This is a genomic window from Rhodococcus zopfii NBRC 100606 = JCM 9919, assembly GCF_001895025.1.
GTDB lineage: Bacteria > Actinomycetota > Actinomycetes > Mycobacteriales > Mycobacteriaceae > Rhodococcus > Rhodococcus zopfii.
Genome location: NZ_BCXI01000030.1, coordinates 1 through 22240, shown reverse-complemented (window position 1 = coordinate 22240; position 22240 = coordinate 1). Strand labels below are relative to the sequence as shown.

19 protein-coding genes are annotated in these 22240 nt (G+C 68.6%); 17 read left to right on the top strand and 2 right to left on the bottom strand.

The window, feature by feature from the left end:
- Positions 1-139: 139 nt before the first annotated feature.
- The 3 genes from RZ1_RS18655 to eutC all read left to right on the top strand — a co-directional run bounded on the left by RZ1_RS18655 (position 140) and on the right by eutC (position 2983).
- Positions 140-676: a DUF779 domain-containing protein gene (locus RZ1_RS18655; protein WP_072813998.1), complete on the top strand. Its 537-nt coding sequence runs from the start codon at positions 140-142 to the stop codon at positions 674-676.
- Positions 677-785: 109 nt separating this feature from the next.
- Positions 786-2201, top strand: coding sequence for an ethanolamine ammonia-lyase subunit EutB (locus RZ1_RS18650; protein ID WP_072813997.1), 1416 nt, complete (start codon positions 786-788; stop codon positions 2199-2201).
- A complete protein-coding gene (gene eutC / locus RZ1_RS18645) occupies positions 2198-2983 on the top strand; it encodes an ethanolamine ammonia-lyase subunit EutC (RefSeq protein ID WP_072813996.1) in 786 nt (261 codons plus the stop codon). Before RZ1_RS18650 ends, eutC begins: the two co-directional genes overlap by 4 nt.
- Here the strand turns inward: eutC and RZ1_RS18640 are convergent.
- Complete coding sequence (locus RZ1_RS18640; protein WP_072813995.1) at positions 2966-3985, bottom strand: ABC transporter substrate-binding protein; 1020 nt, start codon at positions 3983-3985, stop codon at positions 2966-2968. The genes eutC and RZ1_RS18640 overlap by 18 nt on opposite strands.
- 152 nt (positions 3986-4137) lie before the next feature.
- On the opposite strand from RZ1_RS18640, the gene RZ1_RS18635 reads away from it, so the two are divergent.
- The 7 genes from RZ1_RS18635 to RZ1_RS18605 all read left to right on the top strand — a co-directional run bounded on the left by RZ1_RS18635 (position 4138) and on the right by RZ1_RS18605 (position 12937).
- On the top strand, positions 4138-4686 hold the full coding sequence (locus RZ1_RS18635) for a hypothetical protein (protein WP_072813994.1): 549 nt from the start codon (positions 4138-4140) through the stop codon (positions 4684-4686).
- 166 nt (positions 4687-4852) lie between these two features.
- A complete protein-coding gene (locus RZ1_RS18630; protein ID WP_072813993.1) occupies positions 4853-6238 on the top strand; it encodes an MFS transporter in 1386 nt (461 codons plus the stop codon).
- A gap of 154 nt (positions 6239-6392) precedes the next feature.
- A complete protein-coding gene (locus RZ1_RS18625) occupies positions 6393-8051 on the top strand; it encodes an AMP-binding protein (protein WP_072814078.1) in 1659 nt (552 codons plus the stop codon).
- Positions 8048-9691, top strand: coding sequence for a sigma-54-dependent Fis family transcriptional regulator (locus RZ1_RS18620; protein ID WP_072813992.1), 1644 nt, complete (start codon positions 8048-8050; stop codon positions 9689-9691). Before RZ1_RS18625 ends, RZ1_RS18620 begins: the two co-directional genes overlap by 4 nt.
- Before the next feature lie 168 nt (positions 9692-9859).
- Positions 9860-11359 carry an aldehyde dehydrogenase family protein gene (locus RZ1_RS18615; RefSeq protein ID WP_072814077.1) on the top strand — a complete coding sequence of 500 codons (1500 nt, stop codon included), beginning with the start codon at positions 9860-9862 and terminating at the stop codon, positions 11357-11359.
- Between the two features lie 40 nt (positions 11360-11399).
- Positions 11400-12512 carry an NDMA-dependent alcohol dehydrogenase gene (locus tag RZ1_RS18610; protein WP_072813991.1) on the top strand — a complete coding sequence of 371 codons (1113 nt, stop codon included), beginning with the start codon at positions 11400-11402 and terminating at the stop codon, positions 12510-12512.
- Positions 12513-12670: 158 nt separating this feature from the next.
- On the top strand, positions 12671-12937 hold the full coding sequence (locus RZ1_RS18605; protein WP_072813990.1) for a GlsB/YeaQ/YmgE family stress response membrane protein: 267 nt from the start codon (positions 12671-12673) through the stop codon (positions 12935-12937).
- Between the two features lie 101 nt (positions 12938-13038).
- Here RZ1_RS18605 and RZ1_RS18600 read toward each other — a convergent pair whose 3' ends face one another.
- Positions 13039-13677, bottom strand: a complete 639-nt coding sequence (locus RZ1_RS18600) for an SACE_7040 family transcriptional regulator (RefSeq protein WP_072813989.1) — start codon at positions 13675-13677, stop codon at positions 13039-13041.
- Positions 13678-13780: 103 nt separating this feature from the next.
- Here RZ1_RS18600 and RZ1_RS18595 point away from each other — a divergent pair, with 103 nt between their 5' ends.
- The 7 genes from RZ1_RS18595 to RZ1_RS18565 all read left to right on the top strand — a co-directional run.
- Positions 13781-15385 carry a carboxyl transferase domain-containing protein gene (locus RZ1_RS18595; RefSeq protein WP_072813988.1) on the top strand — a complete coding sequence of 535 codons (1605 nt, stop codon included), beginning with the start codon at positions 13781-13783 and terminating at the stop codon, positions 15383-15385.
- Between the two features lie 7 nt (positions 15386-15392).
- The gene (locus tag RZ1_RS18590; protein WP_072813987.1) at positions 15393-17459 is read left to right on the top strand and encodes an acetyl-CoA carboxylase biotin carboxylase subunit; all 2067 of its coding nucleotides are present in this window, start codon (positions 15393-15395) and stop codon (positions 17457-17459) included.
- 10 nt (positions 17460-17469) lie between these two features.
- Positions 17470-18630 carry an acyl-CoA dehydrogenase family protein gene (locus tag RZ1_RS18585; RefSeq protein WP_072813986.1) on the top strand — a complete coding sequence of 387 codons (1161 nt, stop codon included), beginning with the start codon at positions 17470-17472 and terminating at the stop codon, positions 18628-18630.
- 5 nt (positions 18631-18635) lie between these two features.
- Positions 18636-19145, top strand: coding sequence for a MaoC family dehydratase (locus RZ1_RS18580; RefSeq protein WP_072814075.1), 510 nt, complete (start codon positions 18636-18638; stop codon positions 19143-19145).
- Between the two features lie 5 nt (positions 19146-19150).
- Entirely contained in the window at positions 19151-20005 is an 855-nt protein-coding gene (locus tag RZ1_RS18575) for an HpcH/HpaI aldolase/citrate lyase family protein (RefSeq protein ID WP_072814076.1), read from the top strand.
- A 175-nt stretch (positions 20006-20180) separates the two neighbouring features.
- Entirely contained in the window at positions 20181-20531 is a 351-nt protein-coding gene (locus RZ1_RS18570) for a hypothetical protein (protein WP_072813985.1), read from the top strand.
- 382 nt (positions 20532-20913) lie between these two features.
- Positions 20914-22240 (top strand): condensation domain-containing protein (locus RZ1_RS18565; protein ID WP_244899356.1); only part of this gene is annotated, 1327 nt, incomplete at its 3' end.

The window sequence follows — 22240 nt, the reverse complement described above, 5'->3', positions numbered from 1 at the left end:
AAGGAGACGAACGGTACATTCGCTCGGAAACGGGCGAGGGGAACGGGCGAGGGGAACGGGCGAGGGAAACGGGCGAGGGAAACGGGCGAGGGGAAATGGGCGAGGGAAGCAGACGAAAGGAAGGGGAGGGGAGATGAGTATGCCCGCTCCGCCGCGCGTCGTGGTCACCGTCGACGCCGTCGCACTCCTGCGCCGCCTCGCCGACCGCCACGGGCCGCTGATGATGCACCAGTCCGGCGGGTGCTGCGACGGCTCGGCGCCGATGTGCTATCCGGACGGCGAGTTCGTCGTCGGCGACCGTGACGTGCTGCTCGGTGTGCTCGACCTGCGGCTCGCGGTGGGGGAGACCTCCCCCACTCTGCCCGACGACGGCGACGCGGTGCCGGTGTGGATTTCCGGTTCCCAGTTCGAGGCGTGGAAGCACACCCGGCTCGTCCTCGATGTCGTGCCGGGTCGTGGCTCGGGGTTCAGCCTGGAGGCGCCCGAGGGGTTGCGGTTCCTCAGCCGCGGAGCCGTGTTCACCGACGACGAGAACGCCGCACTGTCCGACAGTCCGCCGCTGCTCGGCAGGGACTGGGCCGCGGGTGTGCGCCCGGACTCGGCGACCGAGCCGTCCGTGACCGCCGAGGCCGCGGACGCCTGCCCGGTTCCGCCCGCCCGGACCGCAGGCTCGTAACCGATCCGTGACCGCGTGCTGACGCGGTGGGTACCGGACGTCCGTACGGTGAGGGCGCGGCGGCTCGGACAGGGCCGCCACCTCGACGAGGCGGAGGGCCGAAGCGGACGTGACGATCTACACCCAGCAGCTCGCAGGCACGACCTACCGTTTCGACGGGCTCGTCGACCTGCTCGCCAAGGCCACGCCGCTGCGGTCCGGTGACGAATTGGCGGGCTGCGCAGCCGAATCCGATGCCGAGCGCGCCGCGGCGCAGTGGGCGCTCGGCGACGTCCCACTCGACCGGTTCCTCACCGAGGCGGTGGTGCCGTACGAGTCGGACGAGGTCACCCGGCTGATCCTCGACAGGCACGACCGCGAGGCATTCCGCACGGTCGCGTCCCTGACGGTCGGCGGCCTGCGCGACCGGTTGCTCACCGACGCCGCCGCCCCCGACGCGACAGACACCTTCGTGGACCTGGCGCCGGGCCTGACACCCGAAATGGTTGCCGCTGTCAGCAAACTCATGAGCAACCAGGATCTCGTCGCGGTGGCCCGCGCGGTCACCGTCACGACCGCGTTCCGCACCACCGTCGGCCTGCCGGGCCGCCTCGCGACCCGGTTGCAGCCCAACCATCCGACGGACGACCCGCGCGGCATCGCCGCCGCGACCCTCGACGGACTGCTCATGGGTTGCGGTGACGCTGTTGTCGGCGTCAATCCGGCGTCCGATTCACCGCAGGCCACCGCGGACCTGCTGTGCCTGCTCGACGAGATGCGGCAACGGTTCGAAATCCCGATCCAGTCGTGCGTGCTTTCGCACGTGACCACGACCCTCGCGTTGATCGAGGCCGGTGCCCCGGTCGATCTGGTGTTCCAGTCGATCGCCGGCACCGAGGGCGCGAACACCGGTTTCGGGGTGAATCTGGCGATGCTGCGGGAGGCCAACGAGGCGGGGCGCTCGCTCGGGCGCGGCACCGTCGGCGACAACGTCATGTACTTCGAGACCGGTCAGGGATCGGCGCTGTCCGCCGGTGCGCATCTGGGCACCGGGGGCCGGCCGGTCGATCAGCAGACGCTCGAGGCGCGCGCGTACGCGGTCGCGCGGGAATTCGATCCGCTACTGGTCAACACGGTCGTCGGCTTCATCGGGCCGGAATACCTCTACGACGGCAAACAGATCGTGCGGGCCGGTCTCGAGGACCACTTCTGCGGCAAACTGCTGGGCCTGCCGATGGGTGTGGACGTGTGCTACACCAACCACGCGGAGGCCGACCAGGACGACATGGACACTCTGCTCACGCTGCTCGGCGTCGCCGGGGTGTCGTTCGTGATCACGGTGCCCGGCGCCGACGATGTGATGCTCGGCTACCAGTCGCTGTCGTTCCACGACGCCCTGTACGTGCGGCGGGCGCTCGGGTTGCGGCCGGCTCCCGAGTTCGAGCACTGGCTGCGCGGGCTCGGGATGGCCGACGACAACGGCCGGATCCTCCCGGTCGATCCGGCCGCGTCCCCGCTGCGCGCCCTCACCGGCGGTGCCGGGTGACGACGGACTTCTGGGGACCGCTGCGCGCGGCCACGCAGGCCCGCATCGGGCTGGGGCGCGCCGGGGACGGTGTCCCGACCGCGCGAATGCTGGAGTTCCGGGCCGCGCACGCCGCCGCCCGCGATGCCGTCCACCAGCCCCTCGACGTGGAAATGCTTGCCGCACAGATCGGCACGCTCGGGATCGGCGCTCCGGTCGTGGTTCGCAGCCGGGTTCGCGACCGCGGCGAGTACCTGCGCCGGCCCGATCTGGGCAGGCTTCCGGACGACCTGGGCGAGGTCCCGGCGACCGGCGCGGACATCGGTATCGTCGTCGCCGACGGACTGTCGTCGCGCGCGCTTGCCGAGCACGGCGCGGCGCTCGTCGCCGCGATCGTCGCCGCCCTGCCGCGTCATCTGACGGTGGCGCCACCGGTGATCGCGACGTCGGCGCGGGTTGCGCTCGGCGACCACATCGGTGCGGCTCTCGGTGTCCGCACCGTGCTGGTGGTGATCGGGGAGCGGCCGGGGTTGTCCGTGGCCGACAGTCTCGGCGTGTATCTCACTCACGATCCGAAGCCCGGACGGGTGGACGCCGAACGCAACTGCGTGTCCAACATCCATCCGCCCGGCGGTCTCGGTTACGAGAGCGCTGCCCGTGTCGTCGCAGGTCTGGTCGACGGCGCGCGCCGGCTGGGCCGGTCCGGTGTCGACCTCAAGGACACGTCGCGGGCCGTGTCGCCGGGCTCGGGCCCTGCCGTGTCGCCGGGCTCGGGCCCTGCCGTGTCACTGCCCGGTGAGTAGGCGTTCCAGGTCGTCGAGAACGAGCATCGCGCCGGTCGGCCCGAGTGCGAGGAACCAGGTTTCGTCGCTCACGGCCGCGGACCGGCCTTCCTGCACGGCCGTGAGGCTGGACCACAACGGGCCGCCGACGACCTCGGCCTCCGCGGTCTCGTTGCCGTAGCTGGAGTAGAACACCCAGTCGCCGTCGGCCTCGGTGATCGTTTCCGGGCTCACTTCCGCGGCGAGTTCCTCGATGTCCTGGATCGCCGGCCGCCGCACGCCGGTGTCCTGCAGGATCACGCCGATGAACGACAGGTTCCCGTAGAGGCGGATCTTGCCGGACATGAAGCGCACCAGGGAGACGCTCGGATCACCGTCGATTGCGTCGCGTACCTCGTCGGCGCGGCTCTGGTAGGCGTTGAGCGCCGCCTCCGCTTTCTCCTCCTCGCCCAGCGCATCCGCGACGAGCAGGAAGTTCTCCTTCCAGGGGAAGCCGGGCCGGATGGAGAAGACGGTCGGCGCGATCATCGACAGCTGCGGGTACAACTTCTCCGCGCGCAGCGTGCTCCCCAGGATCAGATCCGGCTCGAGCGCTGTGATGGCCTCGAGGTCGAGGTTGTTGATGGTGCCGACCTCGGCGACGCCGTCGAGTTCGTCGGTGAGGTAGGACGGTTGCCCGGCGGCGCTCTCGGGGCCGGCCGATCCGACGGGCGTGATGCCCAGGGACAACACTGCGTCGAGCTCGCCGCCGTCGAGGACGACCACGCGCTGGGGTTTTTCCGCGATCTCCACTTCGCCGAGCGAATGGGTGACGACGCGCGGGAACTGGCCCGGGTCGGCGTCGCTGCCGAGCTTCGCGGTTTCTTCGTCGGCGGTCGCGAACAGCCGGCCTCCGGTGGCGACGTCGGTGTTGCCGGCGGCCGAGCCACCGCTGTCGGTGTCGGTGCTGCCGCACGCGGCGAGAAGGACGGTGAGCACGAGGGCGGCGGTGAGCCGGCCGCGGCGGGTGAGACGGGTACACATAGATGGGAAGCCTATCCTTACCCGACTCCCGAGTGGAGGCAGTGTGGGTGCCGAGGCCGGATTCTTCGCGGTCGTACGCCGTGGGCAAGAATCGAGGCACCGTCCGACCGGGCGGGACGACCGCCCGCGGGCCGGGTGATGAGGAGTGGGATATGGCGTTCGCAGGGAATGTCGACGAGTTGGCACTGCTGCAGACGGTGTCGTTGAAGAAAGCCGTCACCGCGGAGGTGATTGCCGCACACCTCGGGGTGGGAGTGAGTGCGGGGCAGGCCGCCTATGCCGCGCTGATCGAGCAGGGTAAGGCCACCGAGACCGGCGACGCCATCTCGCTGAGCGACAAGGGCCGGTCGGAGCTGTCCGATCAGCTCGACGCCGAGCGGGTGTCCATCGACGAGGATTCCATCGCAGAGTTGTTCGAGCAGTTCGGGCCGCTCGACGAGGAGCTCGGCGCTCTTCTCGCGGACGTGGAGGCGGACGGTTTCGTCGACGCCCTCGTTGCATTGGATCGCAAGGCGCAGAACGTTTTCGACGATGTCTCCGCATTCGTGCCGCGCCTGTCCCGGTATCAGGACCTGTTCGCCGAGGCGCTCGGCAAGGTCAAGGGCGGCGCCCTGTCGTGGGCGACCGCGGGCAACATCGATTCGTACGCCACGGTGTGGAACGAGATGCGGGCGGAGCTGGCCGGCGCGGCGGGTCGCTGACACCTGTCCTTCACGCCCGGTTTTCTTTCGTTAACCGAACTATGTGATCCGCCTCACACCCACCCCCCTTTCGGGGGTAGTGGGGGAGTGAGGCGGATCACTACCTTTCCATCCAGTCGCAGCGGACGCCGCCGCGGCCCGGACGGAAAACCAACGGAGGACAACCGTGACCACTGTGTCGACACCGGGGGGCGAACCCTCGGTCGCGCCCGGGGGCCAGCGCCCAGCCGCGCCGCCCGCACCCACCTCGAGCGGCCCCGGCATCCGGCGAGTCGCGATCGCCAGCTGCATCGGCACCACCATCGAGTTCTACGACTTCTTCATCTACGGCACCGCCGCCGCCCTCGTGTTCCCGACAGTGTTCTTCCCCGCCCTCGGTGCCACCGCCGGCACCGTCGCCGCGTTCGCGACGTTCGCCGTCGCGTTCATTGCCCGGCCCGTCGGCGCCATGCTGTTCGGTCACTTCGGCGACCGCATCGGCCGCAAGAAGACGCTCGTGTCCACGCTGTTGCTCATGGGCATTTCGACCCTGCTCATCGGTCTGCTGCCCGGCGCCGACACCATCGGTGTCGCCGCCCCGATCATCCTGGTGCTCCTGAGATTCGCCCAGGGCTTCGCGGTCGGCGGCGAATGGGCCGGGGCGACGCTGCTCACCGCCGAATACGCCCCGCCCGGCAAGCGCGGCCTGTATGCCATGTTCCCGCAGCTCGGGCCGGCCATCGCCTTCGCGCTGTCGAGCGGAACGTTCCTCTTCACCGGCCTCGCGCTCGGCGACACCAACGAGGCGTTCCTCGCCTACGGCTGGCGGATCCCGTTCCTGTTCAGCATCGTTCTCGTCGCCATCGGCCTCTACATGCGGCTCGCCATCGAGGAAACCCCCGTCTTCCGCGCGGAGGCGGCGGCCCGCGCAGCTGCACGCACCGGAACGGCGGCGGCCGCCGAGAAGCGCACCCTGCCGTTCCTGGATGCCCTGCGTTACCAGACCAAGGAGATCCTTCTTTCGGCAGGCGCGCTGGCGATCATGTTCGCCTTCTTCTACATGGGCACCGCCTACCTGACGAGCTACGCGACGAAGACCCTCGGATTCTCCCGGCCGTTCGTGCTCCTCGTCGGCATCGCCTCGTCGCTCGTGTTCGGCGCCGCGATCGTGCTCTCGGCGCTGTACTCCGACCGTGTCGGTCGGCGCCGCGTCATCATGATCTCCTGCGGTTTCTCCGTCGTGTGGGCGTTGGCGCTGTTCCCGCTGCTCGACACCGGTTCGCCGGTCGCATTTGTCGTCGGCATGGTCGTCACCCTGGCGATCTTCGGCATCGCCTACGGCCCGTGCGGCGCGCTGCTGCCGGAGATGTTCCACACCCGGTACCGCTACACCGGTGCGGGCCTCGGCTACAACCTCGCCGGTGTCCTCGGCGGCGCCATCCCGCCGATGCTCGCCGCGCCGCTGGCCGCGTCCTACGGCGGCTTCGCCATCGGCCTGATGCTCGCTGTCCTCGGCGTCCTGAGCCTGCTCTGCACCAGGGCGCTCGTCGAGACCCGCGATCGCGCTCTGTAGATCGCGCAGGCGTCCTCCCCATCACCCCCGGGGAGGACGCCGTTCTCGCTGTCGGAAGCACGGCAGCTGTCCAGAATCCGAACATCGGTGGCCCGGGAAGAGTAAGGATGATGGACGAGTACCACTCCACCCGGGCCGCGCACAGAGGAGAATGATGACCGGCATCGCCACTCCCGAACTTCCCAGCTACACCTCGGGCGCGTGGGACGTTCCACTGCTCGGCGACACGATCGGCGACAACTTCGACCGCACCGTCGCCCGGCACGGAGACCGGGACGCCCTCGTCGACCGTCCCGCGGGGCGGCGCTGGACCTACACCGAACTCGCCGGCGAGATCGACGCCCTCGCACTCGGGATGTTGCGTGCGGGCATCGGCAAGGGCGACCGGGTGGGCATCTGGGCGCCGAACTGCGCCGAATGGGTGTTCGTGCAGTACGCCACCGCCAAGATCGGTGCGATCCTCGTCAATATCAACCCGGCCTACCGGTCGCACGAACTGCAGTACGTGCTCACCCAGGCCGGGATCCGGATGCTGGTCGCCGCACCGAGCTTCAAGACCTCCGACTACGCCGGAATGATCGCCGGGGTGCGCGGCGACTGCCCGGACCTCGAACAGGTCGTGTTGCTCGGATATCCGGAATGGAACGATCTCGTCGAGGCCGGCCGGGCCGCGCTGTCCGCCGACCGCACCCGGCTCGACGCCGCGCAGGCCGATCTGTCCCCGGACGACCCGATCAATATCCAATATACTTCGGGGACAACGGGATTCCCGAAGGGTGCGACCCTGAGTCACCACAACATCCTCAACAACGGCTTCTTCGTCGGGGAACTGTGCCACTACACCGAGAACGACAAGGTGTGCATCCCGGTGCCGTTCTACCACTGCTTCGGGATGGTCATGGGCAACCTGGCGTGCACCAGTCACGGCGCGACCATGGTGATCCCCGGCCCGTCCTTCGAGCCGGCACGAACGCTCGCGGCCGTCGCCGAGGAACGTTGCACGTCGCTCTACGGCGTACCCACGATGTTCATCGCCGAACTCGCGGACCCCGGCTTCGACGGTTACGACCTGTCGAGCCTGCGCACCGGCATCATGGCCGGCTCACCGTGCCCCGTCGAGGTGATGAAGCAGGTCATCGATCGCATGGGCATGACCGAGGTGTCCATCTGCTACGGCATGACCGAGACGTCGCCGGTGTCGCTGCAGACCCGCAGCGACGACAGCATCGACCAGCGCACCGCGACGGTCGGCCGGGTCGGTCCGCATCTCGAGATCAAGGTCGTCGATCCGGCGACCGGCCTGACCGTGCCGCGCGGTGAACCCGGGGAACTGTGCACGCGCGGATACTCGGTGATGCTTGGCTACTGGAATCAACCGGACAAGACGGCCGAAGCCATCGACGCAGCTCGCTGGATGCACACCGGCGACATCGGCGTCATGGACGGCGACGGATACGTCTCGGTCACCGGCCGCATCAAGGACATGGTCATCCGCGGTGGCGAGAACATCTACCCGCGCGAGATCGAGGAATTCCTCTACACCCACCCGGACATCCTCGACGCCCAGGTCGTCGGCGTCCCCGACGAGAAGTACGGGGAGGAGCTCATGGTGTGGATCAGGCTGCGTGAGGGCGCCGAACCGCTCGACGCGGATTCGTTGCGGGAGTACTGCACCGGCAAGCTCGCGCACTACAAGATCCCCCGCTACGTGCACATCGTCGACGAGTTCCCGATGACGGTCACCGGGAAGATCCGCAAGGTCGAGATGCGGCAGCTGTCGATGGACCTGCTCGGGGAGGCCGCGCGGGGGTGAACGGTCTGCGGCCGGAGATCGCGCTGTCCTGGAAGCGCTCACAGCTGAGCGGGATAGACCCGGGACGGCTCCCCGATCCGACCCTGCTGGGTCCGTCGGATGCGGCCGGGCGGTTGCTCGAAGCCGCCCGGCCGGTACTCGACGAGCTGCGCACGCAGCTCGCCGGTACGGGCTGCTGCATTCTCCTGGTGGACCGGGACTGCCGGATCGTGGCCCGATTGTTCGACTCGGTACCCATGCAGCGGGCCATGGAGGAGATCGGCGTGGTCCCGGGCGCCGCCCTGAGCGAGGACACCTACGGCACCAATGCCCTCGGTACTCCGTTCGAGGTGCGACAGAGCCTCGTGGTGCACGGCGAGGAGCACTACCTCGAGTTCCTCAAGGACTTCAGCTGCTACGGGCATCCGCTCGTGCATCCCGTCACCCGCCGCATCGAAGGCATCCTCGACATCACCGCCGCCGGCAAGACCGCCAATCCGCTGTTCGCGCCGTTCCTCGCCCGGGCGGGCCGCGACATCGAGGCGCGGCTGCTCGAGGGCGCCCGCGAGTCGGACCGGCGCGTCGTCGACGCGTTCCAACGGGCCGCTCAGCAGCGCGGCGTCGCGGTCGCGGCCATGGGCGAGGACATCATGCTCACCAACAAGGCCGCCGTGGAACTGCTCGTGCCGGCCGATCATGCGGCCCTGCGCGCTATCGCGGTCGATCTGCCTGCGGGGGAGTCCCGCACCATGGACTTCGCGCTGTCCGCCGGCGGGCGCACCCGTCTGCGGATCGATCGCATCCCGGGCATCGGCAGCGGGGCGCTGTTCCTGCTCGACGCTGCCGGCACCCGGGACCCCGTGCCGCGCAGCGACGTCGCGCAGGATGCGACGACGAGGCTGCTGCGGCGGCTCGGACGGCTGCGCGACGGCGCCGGTGGCGTGGCGATCCTCGGCGAGCCCGGCAGCGGACGAACCTGGGCTGCACGGGAACTCGTCCGCGGCGAGGGCACCTTCCTCGACGCCGCCCGCATCGTCGGCGAGGGTGAACACGCCTGGTCGGCCGGACTGCTGTCGGTCGCCGGCGCGGCGGGCGGTGGCGTCGTGGTCGTCGAACATGTGCACCTGGCGCCGGACCCGGTGCTGGCGCTGCTCTCGTCGATGCTCTCCGACCCGGACGCCGCCCGGCTCGTGCTCACCGCGGACCCCCTCGACGACGTCCGTCCGCCGGTGCGAGAACTGTTGGCGCGCTGCCCCGGTCAGGTCCGGGTACCGGCGCTGCGGCAACGGATCCGGGAACTCGGCGACCTCGCCTCCGCGCTGGCGCGGGAACTCGGCCGGCCGGATCTGCGCCTGGGTCCCAGTGCCCTGACGGCGCTGTCTGAACGTTCGTGGCCCGGCAATCTCGCCGAGCTACGGGCGGTGCTGGCCGCCGTCCCGGTGAGAGAGTCCCCGCTGCCGGTTCGACGGGAGGATCTGCCGGTCGACTATCGCGCCACGAGCCGGGTCTCGCGCCTGGGCGGGCGCGAGCGCGCCGAGCGGGAAGCCATCATCGAAGCGTTGCACGAGAGCGGCGGCAACAAGGTGCACGCCGCGGCGCTGCTCGGTATCAGCCGCACCACCCTCTACAGCCGGATCCGCGCGCTCGCCATCGCGGGCTGACCGCCGTGCGCGCATGCGCACCGTCGGATCCGCATGCGCCTGCGTGCACTGTCCGATCTGTGCACTGTCCGATCCATATACATGTGCGCACTGTTCAATCCTTGAACAGTTCCCGCAGGCCAGAACGAAGCAGTATGACCCGTGTCACACTACTTCAGGAGGTTGGGCATGACAGCTGTTGCCGAGCACACCGTCGCTCCGCGGGTTCGGGAGTTTCTCTCCGGGGCCAGGCAGCTCTACATCGGCGGCGAATGGGTCGACGCCGCCTCGGGTCGTGTCTTCGCGACCTACGATCCCGCGACCGGGGACAAGCTCGTCGACGTCGCCCACGGCGCCGCCGAGGACGTCGACCGGGCCGTGCGCGCCGCCCGCAAGGCGTTCGACGAGGGCCCTTGGCCGACGATGAAGGCCGCCGAGCGCGAGCGCATGATCTGGCGGGTCGGTGATCTGCTCACCGAACGCGCCGAGGAGTTCGGTCAGCTCGAGGCCCTCGACAACGGCAAGTCCGCGGCGATCGCGTCCGCCGTCGATGTGGCATGGGCGGCCGACGTCTTCCGCTACTACGCGGGCTGGGCTACCAAGATCGAGGGCAGCACCGTCAACGTGACGATGCCGTTCGCGCCGGGCGGTGAGTTCCACGCCTACACGCTGCGGGAACCGATCGGTGTGTGCGGCCTGATCGTGCCCTGGAACTTCCCGCTGCTCATGTCATCGTGGAAGCTCGCTCCGGCGCTCGCCGCCGGCAACACCGTCATCCTCAAGCCGGCCGAGCAGACCCCGCTCACTGCGCTCATGCTGGCCGAGATCTTCGAGGAGGCCGGGTTCCCGCCGGGCGTGGTCAACATCGTGCCCGGCTTCGGGGACGCCGGTGCCGCCCTGTCCGGGCACGACGACGTCGACAAGGTCGCGTTCACCGGCTCCACCGAGGTAGGCAAGAAGATCGTCGACGCCGCGAAGGGCAACCTGAAGAAGGTGTCGCTCGAGCTCGGCGGCAAGAGCCCGAACATCGTGTTCGCGGATGCCGATTTCGACGCGGCCGTGCAGGGTTCGCTCAGTGCGTGGCTGTTCAACCACGGCCAGTGCTGCGTCGCCGGCACCAGGCTGTTCGTCGAGAACAGCATCTTCGAGCGCTTCACCGAGGCCGTCGCCGAGGCCGCAAGCAAGGTGAAGATCGGCCCAGGTCTCGACCCGACCACCGAGCTGGGGCCGCTCGTGTCGCAGGAACAGCTCGATCGGGTCACCGGCTACCTGCGCGAGGGCCTCGCCGACGGGGCCCGCGCCCTCACCGGTGGCAAACGCTGGGGGGAAAGCGGCTACTTCGTCGAACCCACCGTCCTGGTCGACGTCAAGCCCGAGTTCAGCGTCGTCCGGGAGGAGATTTTCGGCCCGGTCGTCGCCGCCATGCCGTTCGACGCAGACGAGGGCATCGTCGGTGCTGCCAACGACTCCATCTACGGTCTGGCCGCCGGCATCTGGACCCGCGACATCTCGCGGGCACACCGCGTCGCCCGGCGGCTGAAGGCCGGTTCGGTGTGGGTCAACCAGTACAACGGCTTCGACACCGCGATGCCCTTCGGTGGCTACAAGCAGTCCGGCTGGGGACGCGAACTCGGCGCGTCCGGTATCGACGCCTTCACCCAGACCAAGGCCGTCAACATCGCGCTCTGACGATCCTGCCCACATTCTCGAACCTGCGAAGGAGACCCCAATGAAGACCAAAGCTGCTGTTCTGCTCGAGCCCGGAAAGCCTTTCGAGATCATGGAACTCGATCTGGACGGTCCCGGCCCCGGCGAGGTGCTGATCAAGTACACCGCCGCGGGATTGTGCCACTCGGACCTGCACCTGACCGACGGGGACCTGCCCCCGCGCTACCCGATCGTCGGCGGGCACGAGGGATCGGGCATCATCGAGGAGGTCGGCCCCGGCGTCACCAAGGTCAAGCCCGGCGACCACGTGGTGTGCAGCTTCATCCCGAACTGCGGCACCTGCCGCTACTGCGCCACCGGTCGGCAGAACCTGTGCGACATGGGCGCCACCATCCTCGAAGGGTCGATGCCCGACGGGTCGTTCCGGTTCCACGGCGACGGCAAGGATTTCGGCGCAATGTGCATGCTGGGCACGTTCGCCGAACGGGCCACCATCTCGCAGCACTCGGTGGTCAAGGTCGACGACTGGCTCCCGCTCGAGACCGCCGTGCTCGTCGGCTGCGGTGTGCCGTCCGGCTGGGGCACCGCGGTGTACTCGGGTGGGGTACGGGCCGGCGACATCGTCGTGATCTACGGCATCGGTGGCCTGGGCATCAACGCGGTCCAGGGTGCGGTACAGGCCGGCGCCCGGTATGTCGTCGTGGTCGATCCGGTCGAGTTCAAGCGTGAGACGGCCCTGAAGTTCGGTGCCACCCATGCCTTCGCGACCGCCGACGAGGCTGCGGTCAAGGTGAACGAGCTCAGCTGGGGCCAGGGTGCCGACCAGGCCCTGATTCTCGTGGGTACCGTCGACGAAGCGGTAGTGTCGGCGGCCACCGCGGTGATCGGTAAGGGTGGCACGGTCGTCATCACGGGTCTTGCGGATCCGGCCAAGCTCACCGTGCACGTGTCGGGTGCGGACTTGACGCTCAACGAGAAGACCATCAAGGGCACGTTGTTCGGTTCGGCGAATCCGCAGTACGACATCGTGCGGCTGTTGAGGATGTACGACCAGGGTCAGCTCAAGCTCGACGAACTGGTCACTCACCGGTACAGCCTCGAGGAGGTCAACCAGGGCTATCAGGACCTGCGCGACGGCAAGAACATCCGCGGAGTCATCCTGCACGACGCGTGATCCCGGAGGGTGCCCCGGCCGCCGCGGCCGGGGCACCCTTGCGCGGTTGCGCAACATTTTGCAGAAGATTTCCGGGAATTCACCCGAATCGTGCATACTCCGCGCACTGTGTGGAAATACCTTCCCCACGGTTCGATGTTCCGAGAGAGGAGCCCGTGATGGGAGAAATCATCGGCACGATCATCTTCGGTGCGGTCATCGGTGTGCTCGCACGCCTGGTGATTCCGGGGAAGCAGGCGATGGGGTGGCTCATCACCGTCGTCATCGGCATCATCGGCGCCCTGATCGGCTACTGGATCTGGGGTCTGATCAGCGACCAGGGTGATACCGAAGGTATCGACTGGATCCGCTGGATCATCAGTATCGCCGTCGCCGCGGTGCTGACGCTGGCCTACACCTCGATGACGAGGGACAAGGTCCGGTAATCACACGGTCCGGAAAACAACAGGTCCGGGAAACAACAGGTCCCGGAAACAACAGTGCGATGGAACCCCGTCCGGTGATCCGGACGGGGTTTCGTGCTTGTTCAGGCGCCGGCTTCGTGGTCCGCGTGACGCTGCGCGCCGAGGGCGGCCAGGGTCATGCGGCGCAACACCGCCCGGGTCGCGGCGGGAGAGGACCGGTCGGCGCTGTGCGGCGTCGAGTTGATGAGCCCGAACGATGCGTGGGCCATGGTCCGTGCGTCGGACTCCTCCAGGGTGGGATCGAGCCGGCGCAGGGCGCCCACCCACAGTTCCACGTACCGCCGCTGCGTCTGGCGCACCTCCCTGCGAGCGTCCTCCGGCAGGGATTGCAGCTCCCGGTCCTGCACCCGGATCAGATCCGGCTCCCCCAGCGCGAAGTCGAGGTGGAAATCCACCAGGCGGTCGAGTGTGCGCCGGGGATCGTCGGTGTGGTCCACCACGTCGGTACCACCGGCCAGGAGACGTCGGCTGATCTCGACGAGCAGCTCGACGAGCAGTGCCTCCTTGTTGGGGAAGTGCCGGTAGACGGCGGGACCGCTGATGCCTACCGCCGCACCGAGGTCCTCGAGTCGCACACCGTTGAAGCCGCGTTCGGCGACGAGCCGTGCGGCGGCCTGCAGCAAGTGCCGCCGCCGGTCGGCCTTGGCCCGGCCGCGTGCGGTGAGCAGCTGTTCGTCGGTGTCCGGCTTCAGCTCGGTCATCGGCCGCACCGTTCCTTCCTGATGTGGTCTGGACAACTCAGTTAATCACAGTTAACCTCATTTTCAGTTATCGAAGATTAACTCCAGTGACGAGGACGATGCTGTGACAACCCCTCGAACGACTCTCCCCACCCACCGCGACCAGCACCTCGCGCTCGTCGGTGAGCTGCGGGAACGCCTTGCTGCCGCAGCGCTCGGTGGTAACGAGAAATCCCGTGAACGCCACGTCTCCCGCGGCAAGCTCCTGCCCCGCGACCGCGTCGACGCCCTGCTCGATCCGGGTAGCCCGTTCCTCGAAATCGCGCCGCTCGCCGCGAACGGCATGTACGACGACGAGTGCCCGGGTGCCGGCATGATCGCCGGCATCGGACGGGTCTCGGGCCGCGAATGCGTGATCGTCGCCAACGATGCGACGGTCAAGGGCGGCACCTACTACCCGGTGACGGTCAAGAAGCATCTGCGAGCGCAGGAGATCGCGCTGCAGAACAACCTGCCGTGCCTGTACCTCGTCGACTCCGGTGGTGCGTTCCTGCCGCGGCAGGACGAGGTGTTCCCCGACCGTGAGCACTTCGGCCGCATCTTCTACAACCAGGCGACGATGAGCGCCAAGGGCATTCCGCAGATCGCGGCCGTCCTCGGTTCGTGCACCGCCGGTGGCGCGTACGTGCCGGCGATGAGCGACGAAGCCGTCATCGTCCGCAACCAGGGCACCATCTTCCTGGGTGGTCCGCCGCTGGTGAAGGCCGCGACCGGTGAGGTGGTCACGGCCGAGGAACTCGGCGGCGGCGACCTGCACTCGAAGGTCTCCGGTGTCACGGACCATCTGGCCGAGGACGACCGCGACGCGCTGAACAAGGTCCGCGACATCGTCTCCACCTTCGGGCCACGCAGCCCGCGGCCGTGGGATGTGGCGCCGACGTTCGCGCCGGCCACCGATCCGTCCGATCTGTACGACGTGGTGCCCACCGATTCGCGGACCCCGTACGACGTGCGGGAGGTCATCGAGCGGGTCGTCGACGGCGATCCGGCGGGTCCGGGTTCGAGCTTCCGTGAGTTCAAGGCCGAGTACGGCAAGACACTGGTCACCGGCTTCGCGCGGATCCACGGTCATCCGGTGGGGATCGTCGCGAACAACGGTGTGTTGTTCGCCGAGTCCGCGATGAAGGGTGCGCATTTCATCGAGTTGTGCGACAAGCGGTCGATTCCGCTGGTGTTCCTGCAGAACATCTCCGGATTCATGGTGGGCCGCGACTACGAGGCCGGCGGTATCGCCAAGCACGGCGCGAAGATGGTCACCGCGGTCGCGTGCGCGCGGGTGCCGAAGCTGACCGTCGTGGTCGGCGGGTCCTACGGCGCAGGCAACTACTCGATGTGTGGCCGGGCGTATTCGCCGCGGTTCCTGTGGATGTGGCCCAACGCCCGCATCTCGGTGATGGGTGGTGAGCAGGCGGCCTCCGTCCTCGCGACCGTCCGTTCCGAGCAGCTGGATGCGTCGGGCAAGCCGTGGTCGCCGGAGGACGAGGAGGCGTTCAAGGCGCCGATCCGTGATCAGTACGAGGCGCAGGGCAATCCGTACTACTCGACCGCCCGGTTGTGGGACGACGGCATCATCGACCCCCTCGATACCAGAGAAGTTCTCGGCCTGGCCCTGTCGGCGTGTGCGAACGCGCCGCTCGAGCCGGTCTCCTACGGCGTCTTCCGGATGTGAGTGAGAAATGAACATGTTCGATACCGTCCTGGTCGCCAACCGCGGTGAGATCGCGGTCCGGGTGATCCGCACGTTGCGCCGCATGGGCATTCGTTCGGTCGCCGTCTACAGCGATCCCGATGCCGGAGCCCTCCACGTCCGGGAAGCCGACACCGCGGTGCGGCTCGGGCCGGCCGCCGCGCGCGAGAGCTACCTCGACATCGCGAAGGTGATCGACGCGGCCCGCGGCGCCGGCGCCCAGGCGATCCACCCGGGATACGGCTTCCTGTCGGAGAATTCGACGTTCGCGCAGGCCTGCGCCGACGCCGGGCTGGTCTTCCTGGGACCGTCGGCGAAGGCGATCGAGACGATGGGCGACAAGATCACCGCGAAGAACGCCGTCTCGGCGTTCGACGTGCCCGTCGTCCCCGGCATCTCCCGGCCCGGTCTGACCGACGAGGAACTGATCGCCGCGGCAGGCGACATCGGATATCCGGTGCTGATCAAGCCGTCCGCCGGTGGCGGCGGCAAGGGCATGCGCCTGGTCACCGAACACGGTCAGCTCGCCGAGGCGCTGGCGTCGGCGCGCCGCGAGGCCTCCTCCGCGTTCGGCGACGACACCCTGTTCCTGGAACGGTTCGTGCAGCGGCCCCGCCACATCGAGGTGCAGATCCTCGCCGACACCCACGGTAACGTCGTGCACCTCGGCGAACGCGAGTGCAGCCTGCAGCGCCGCCACCAGAAGGTCATCGAAGAGGCCCCGTCGCCGCTGCTGGACGAGGCAACGCGCGCCCGCATCGGCGAAGCGGCGTGTAACACCGCCCGCAGCGTCGACTACACCGGCGCCGGCACCGTGGAGTTCATCGTCTCCGCCGACGCCCCCGACGAGTTCTTCTTCATGGAGATGAACACACGCCTGCAGGTCGAGCACCCGGTCACCGAACTGGTCACCGGCCTGGACCTGGTCGAATGGCAGGTGCGGGCGGCCGCCGGTGAACCGCTCGGCTTCACGCAGTCCGACATCACCCTGACCGGTCACGCGATCGAGGCCCGCGTCTACGCCGAGGATCCCGCGCGCGGCTTCCTGCCGACCGGTGGCACGGTGCTCGGCCTCAGCGAGCCGGGCGGCGCAAGTGTCACTGCGCAGGGCATCCGGGTCGACTCGGGCCTGCGTGAAGGCACGGTCGTCGGCAGCGACTACGACCCGATGCTGTCGAAGGTCATCGCCCACGGCCCCGACCGGGCATCCGCGTTGCGCCGCCTCGACCGGGCCCTGTCCGAAACCGCGGTGCTCGGCGTCGTCACCAACATCGATTTCGCGCGCTTCCTGCTCGCCGACCCGGACGTGAAGGCCGGTGCTCTGGACACGGGTCTCCTCGACCGCCGGCTCGGCGACTACGACGCCCCGGCCACGCCCGACGAGGTGCTCGTCGCTGCCGCCACCTACCACTGGCTGCAGCGCTGGCCCGCCGCGACGACCGCAACAGCGGTCGATCCGTGGGACCGCCCCACCGGCTGGCGCGTCGGCGCCGCGGCCCCGACGACCATCCGGTTGCACAGCCCGACCCGCACCGACCACGTGCACATCACCGGCACCCCCGGTGCCGCGACCGCCCGCATCGAGGACGGCGCCGCACGGACCCTGACCGCCGAACTCGACGGGGCGGTCCTGACCGTCACGCTCGACGGGCAGCGGTCGGTGTTCCGCGTCGCCGCCGACGACGACCACGTGTGGCTGGCCGGCAACGGCGGCACGTGGCCGGTGCGCGAATCCCGCGAACCGAACATCCGCGGCGCGGACGCGCACGCCGGTGAAGCGGAGCTCACCAGCCCCATGCCGGGCACGGTCATCGCCGCCCCCGTCGAGGCCGGTGCCACCGTCTCCGCCGGCACCACGGTCGTGGTGGTCGAGGCAATGAAGATGGAGCACGCCCTGACCGCACCGGTCGACGGCACCGTCGAACTGCTGGTCGCCGCCGGTGACCAGGTGAAGGTCGACCAGCTCCTCGCCCGCATCGTTCCCGTCCACATCGATGCAGTTCCCACCGACGCAGTTCCCACCGCCGCAGCTTCCACAGACACAGCCGAGAACTAGGACCGCACCCATGAGCAGCTACCTCTCCACCGACCAGCTTCCCGACGACTACCGGGACCTGAAGAACACCGTCGCGGACTTCGCGCGCACCGTCGTCGCGCCGGTCGCCGCCGAACACGACGCCAACCACACATTCCCGTACGAGGTCGTCGCGGGCATGGCCGATCTGGGCCTGTTCGGTCTGCCGTTCCCTGAGGAGTTCGGTGGCCAGGGCGGCGACTACTTCGCGCTGTGCCTGGCGCTCGAGGAACTGGGCAAGGTCGACCAGTCCGTCGCGATCACCCTCGAGGCGGGTGTCTCGCTCGGCGCGATGCCGATCTACCGGTTCGGTAACGACGAGCAGAAGAGCAAGTGGCTGCCGCAGCTCGCGGCGGGCCGTGCGCTCGGCGCGTTCGGCCTGACCGAGCCCGGCGCCGGCAGCGACGCGGGCGGCACGAAGACCACCGCGAAGCTCGACGGGGATCAGTGGGTGATCAACGGCAACAAGCAGTTCATCACCAACTCCGGCACGGACATCACCGAGATCGTCACCGTCACCGCCGTCACCGGCGAACGCGACGGCAAGAAGGAGATCTCCACGATCGTCGTGCCCACCGATACCCCCGGCTTCACCGCCGAGCCCGCCTACAACAAGGTCGGGTGGAATGCCTCGGACACGCACCCGCTGACGTTCAGCGATGTGCGGGTGCCGGCCGAGAACCTGCTCGGCGAGCGCGGCCGCGGCTACGCGAATTTCCTGCGCATCCTCGACGAGGGGCGTATCGCGATCGCGGCCCTGTCCACCGGCGCAGCACAGGGCTGTGTCGACGAGTCCGTCAAGTACGCCAAGGAGCGCGAGGCGTTCGGCCGTCCCATCGGACGCAACCAGGCGATTGCCTTCAAGATCGCGCGGATGGAGGCGCGGGCGCACACGGCCCGGACCGCCTACTACGACGCGGCCGCCCTGATGCTGTCCGGCAAGCCGTTCAAGAAGCAGGCCGCGATCGCCAAGCTCATCGCGTCCGAGGCGGCGATGGACAACGCGCGCGACGCCACCCAGATCCACGGCGGCTACGGCTTCATGAACGAGTACGCGGTGGCGCGGCACTACCGCGACAGCAAGATCCTCGAGATCGGCGAGGGCACGACCGAGGTCCAGTTGATGCTGGTGGCACGGGAGCTGGGCCTGTGAGCAGCCTGCCGGGGAACAGCACGGGGAACGCCAAGCGCGTCGTCCAGCGCGGCCTGTGGTTCGAGGAGTTCGAACTCGGCGCCGTCTACGAGCACCGGCCCGGCCGCACCGTGACCGAGGCGGACAACGTTCTGTTCACGACGTTGACGATGAACACCCAGGCCCTGCACCTCGATGCCGCCTACAGCGCCGGCACCGAGTTCGGCGAGCCGCTGGTGAACTCGATGTTCACTCTGTCCACGCTGATCGGCCTGTCCGTCGCGCAGCTCACGCAGGGCACGATCGTCGCCAACCTCGGTTTCTCGGAGATCAAGTTCCCGCACCCCGTCCGCCACGGCGACACCATGTATGCGGAGACCCTCATCACCGACAAGCGCGAATCGAAGTCCCGGCCGGGGCAGGGCATCGTCACGTTCGAACACACCGCCCGGAACCAGCACGGCGACGTCGTTGCGCTCGCGGTGCGGCAGACTCTCGTCCACAAGCGCCCGGTCGTTCCGGCGCAGGAAGGATGACGACGATGAGCACCATTCCGGGCCCCGCGTGGCTGTTCTGCCCGGCGGACCGTCCCGAGCGGTACGGGAAGGCCGCTGCGATCGCCGACGTCGTGATCCTCGACCTCGAGGACGGGGTCGCGCACGCCGACAAGGACTACGCGCGCCGCTGCCTCCTCGACACACCCCTCGATCCGGACCGGACCGTGGTGCGGGTCAACCCGGCAGGCACCGAGGAACACGACGCGGACCTGAAGGCGCTCGCACAGACCGCGTACACCCGCGTGATGCTCGCCAAGTGCGAATCCGCACAGCAGATCACCTCCCTCGCTCCGCGCGAGGTGATCGCGCTGATCGAGTCGCCGCCCGGTGCCCTCGCGGTCGCGGAGATCGCGCTCGCCGCCGGCACGATCGGCGTCATGTGGGGAGCGGAGGACCTCGTCGTCGGGTTGGGTGGCCAGTCCAGCCGGCACGCGGACGGTTCGTACCGCGACGTCGCACGGCATGTGCGCTCGTCGTCGCTGCTCGCGGCGAAGACCTACCGCCGGTGGGCGCTGGACTCGGTGTACCTCGACATCAAGGACCACGAGGGTCTGCGCTCCGAGACGCTCGACGCCGTGGCGGTGGGCTTCGACGCGAAGGTCGCGATCCATCCCGGCCAGATCGAGGTCATCCGGCAGGCCTACGCCCCGACGGAGGAACAGGTCGAATGGGCGCGCAGGGTGCTGGCCGCGGTGCCCGAGGAACGCGGCGTGTTCCAGTTCGAGGGAAAGATGGTCGATGCGCCGGTGCTGCGCCACGCCGAGCAGATTCTGCATCGCTCCGTCGAGGCCCGCGTCAAGGGGCACGCCTCGACGGGCGGCGAGGACGCCCGGAGCTGACAACGGGCCATCGTGACGCGACAGGCCGCACCGCCGCCGGAGCCGCAAGGGCCCCGGCGGCGGTGCGGCGTCGTCCATCCCGGTCGATCGGTGCTGCGACCAGGAGTGACGTCGGCCACCTGCTGAGCATGGCCTAACTGGACAAAACGCCGCGGCTGATGCTCGGATGGCGGGCATGGACGTCGCCATCAAAATCTTCCTGATCCTGCACTTCATCGGCCTCGCGGGCATCATCGGCTCCTGGCTCGCCGTGATGAGGGATCCCCGCGTCGTGACCGGCATGCTCCACGGCGCGATCCTGCAGCTCGTGACCGGCGTCGCCCTGGTGGGTCTTCGCGAGGCTCAGGACGTGGTGGAGCTGAACCACATGAAGATCGGCATCAAGCTCCTCGTCGCCGTCGTGATCCTGGTCCTCGCGATCGTGGGGCTGAAGAAGGAGAAGCAGAATCCGGGATCGACGGGTGCGCTCGCCCACACGATCGGCGGACTGGGCATTCTCAACGTGATCATCGCCGTGCTCTGGTGAGCAGGTGATCCAAAACGCGACCGGTGTCGCTACTGCTCGGTAGATTCACTTCCCGCGGGGTTCGGCGCGCAGCGCCGGGTCCCGCGTGGTCGTTTTCGGCGGCGGTATGACCAGACGGTAGATTGGGGCGATGTGCGCGCGCCGAATGCCCACCTCACCGCCCCGGTACAACGGGGCGGTCTTCGGCGCGCCGGGGGAGGCGGACGGAGGTCCGCGCAGGGGGTTCGCAGATGCGCCGGTGAAACGGAGTAGGACCGACTGGCTATAGACGTTAAGCATCGGTTGCTTTTGTGCGAGTAGCGGTCGGTTCCTGGGTGCACGGGTGAGGAACTGGGCGTTTGTGGTGTGGGAACTCGAAGATGTTCCGGAAACGAGGTAACGGTTGGACCCGCGAGAAATCGACGGAATCGACAGCGCTGATCAGGCGTTGCAGGGAAGCGCATTCCCGCTTTCCCCGGCGCAGCTCGGATTGTGGTACGCGCAGCACCGTAACCCGTCCGTCGCGATCAACAACGCGCAGTACGTCGACCTCCGCGGGGACCTCGACACCGAGGTGCTCGAACGGGTCAGCCGGATCGCCGCAGGTGACCTCCAGTCCGGGTTCGTGCGGCTCCTCGAGATCGACGGTGTGCCGCACCAGATAGTCGACCCGTCCCTCGACACGCCCCTTCAGCTCGTCGACCTGCGGGACGCTCCCGACCCGGAGCAGGCCGCGGACGAGTGGATGCGCGCCGAGTACAGCCGCCCGATCGACATCGTCACCGACCGGCTGATCGTCGCGGCCGCGCTGCGTCTCGAGGACTCCCGCTACTACTGGTACGCCCGGGTGCACCACGTCGTGCTCGACGGCTTCGGTGCCATGAACTTCATGACGCGCGTCGCGGAGCTCTACTCCGCCGCGGTCGAGGGCCGCGACCCGGAACCGCTCGTGGTCGGGGACCTCCCGGATCTGCGCGAGGCCGAGCTCGCCTACCGCAACAGCGCCCGGTTCGAACGGGACCGCGACTACTGGCGTGAACGCATCGCCGGACTCGAGGACGGCGTGGGCCTGAGTCCTCGGATCGCCCCGCCGGCGGCCCGCAAGGAACTGACCTCGGCGACGCTCTCGGAGACGCTGTCCGCGCGATTCGATGCCGCCGTCGAACGCCACGACACCATTCGGTCCACCTTCCTCATTGCTGCCGTCGCGGCCTTCCTGTCCCGGATGACCGGGCGGGAGGACGTCGTCCTGAGCTTGCCCGTCACGGGCCGGACCACGGCGCTGACGCGGCGCTCGGGCGGCATGCTGTCCAACATCGTTCCGCTGACCGTGCATGTCGGGCACGACACGACCGTCGCCGATCTGATCGCCGAGGTTCATGTCGCGGTGGCCGGTGCTCTGCGGCACCAGCTGTTCCGCCACGAGGACATCCGCCGCGACTCGGCGGAGCCGAACGGGGGTCTGTTCGGCCCGCTCGTGAACGTCATGCTGTTCCACGGCGGTATCCCGTTCGGCCCCATCCTGGGCGAGCTCACCATCCTGTCGACCGGCACGGTCGAGGACATGGGCATCAACTTCTACGAAAACGTCAACGGCACCCGCCTCAACATCGACTTCGAGGCAAACCCCGATCGCTACACGGCGGAAGAGAACGCTGCGCACCACGCGCGTTTCCTGGACTTCTTCTCCGCGTTCGTCGACGCCGATGCCTCGCAGCCCGCCCGCACCG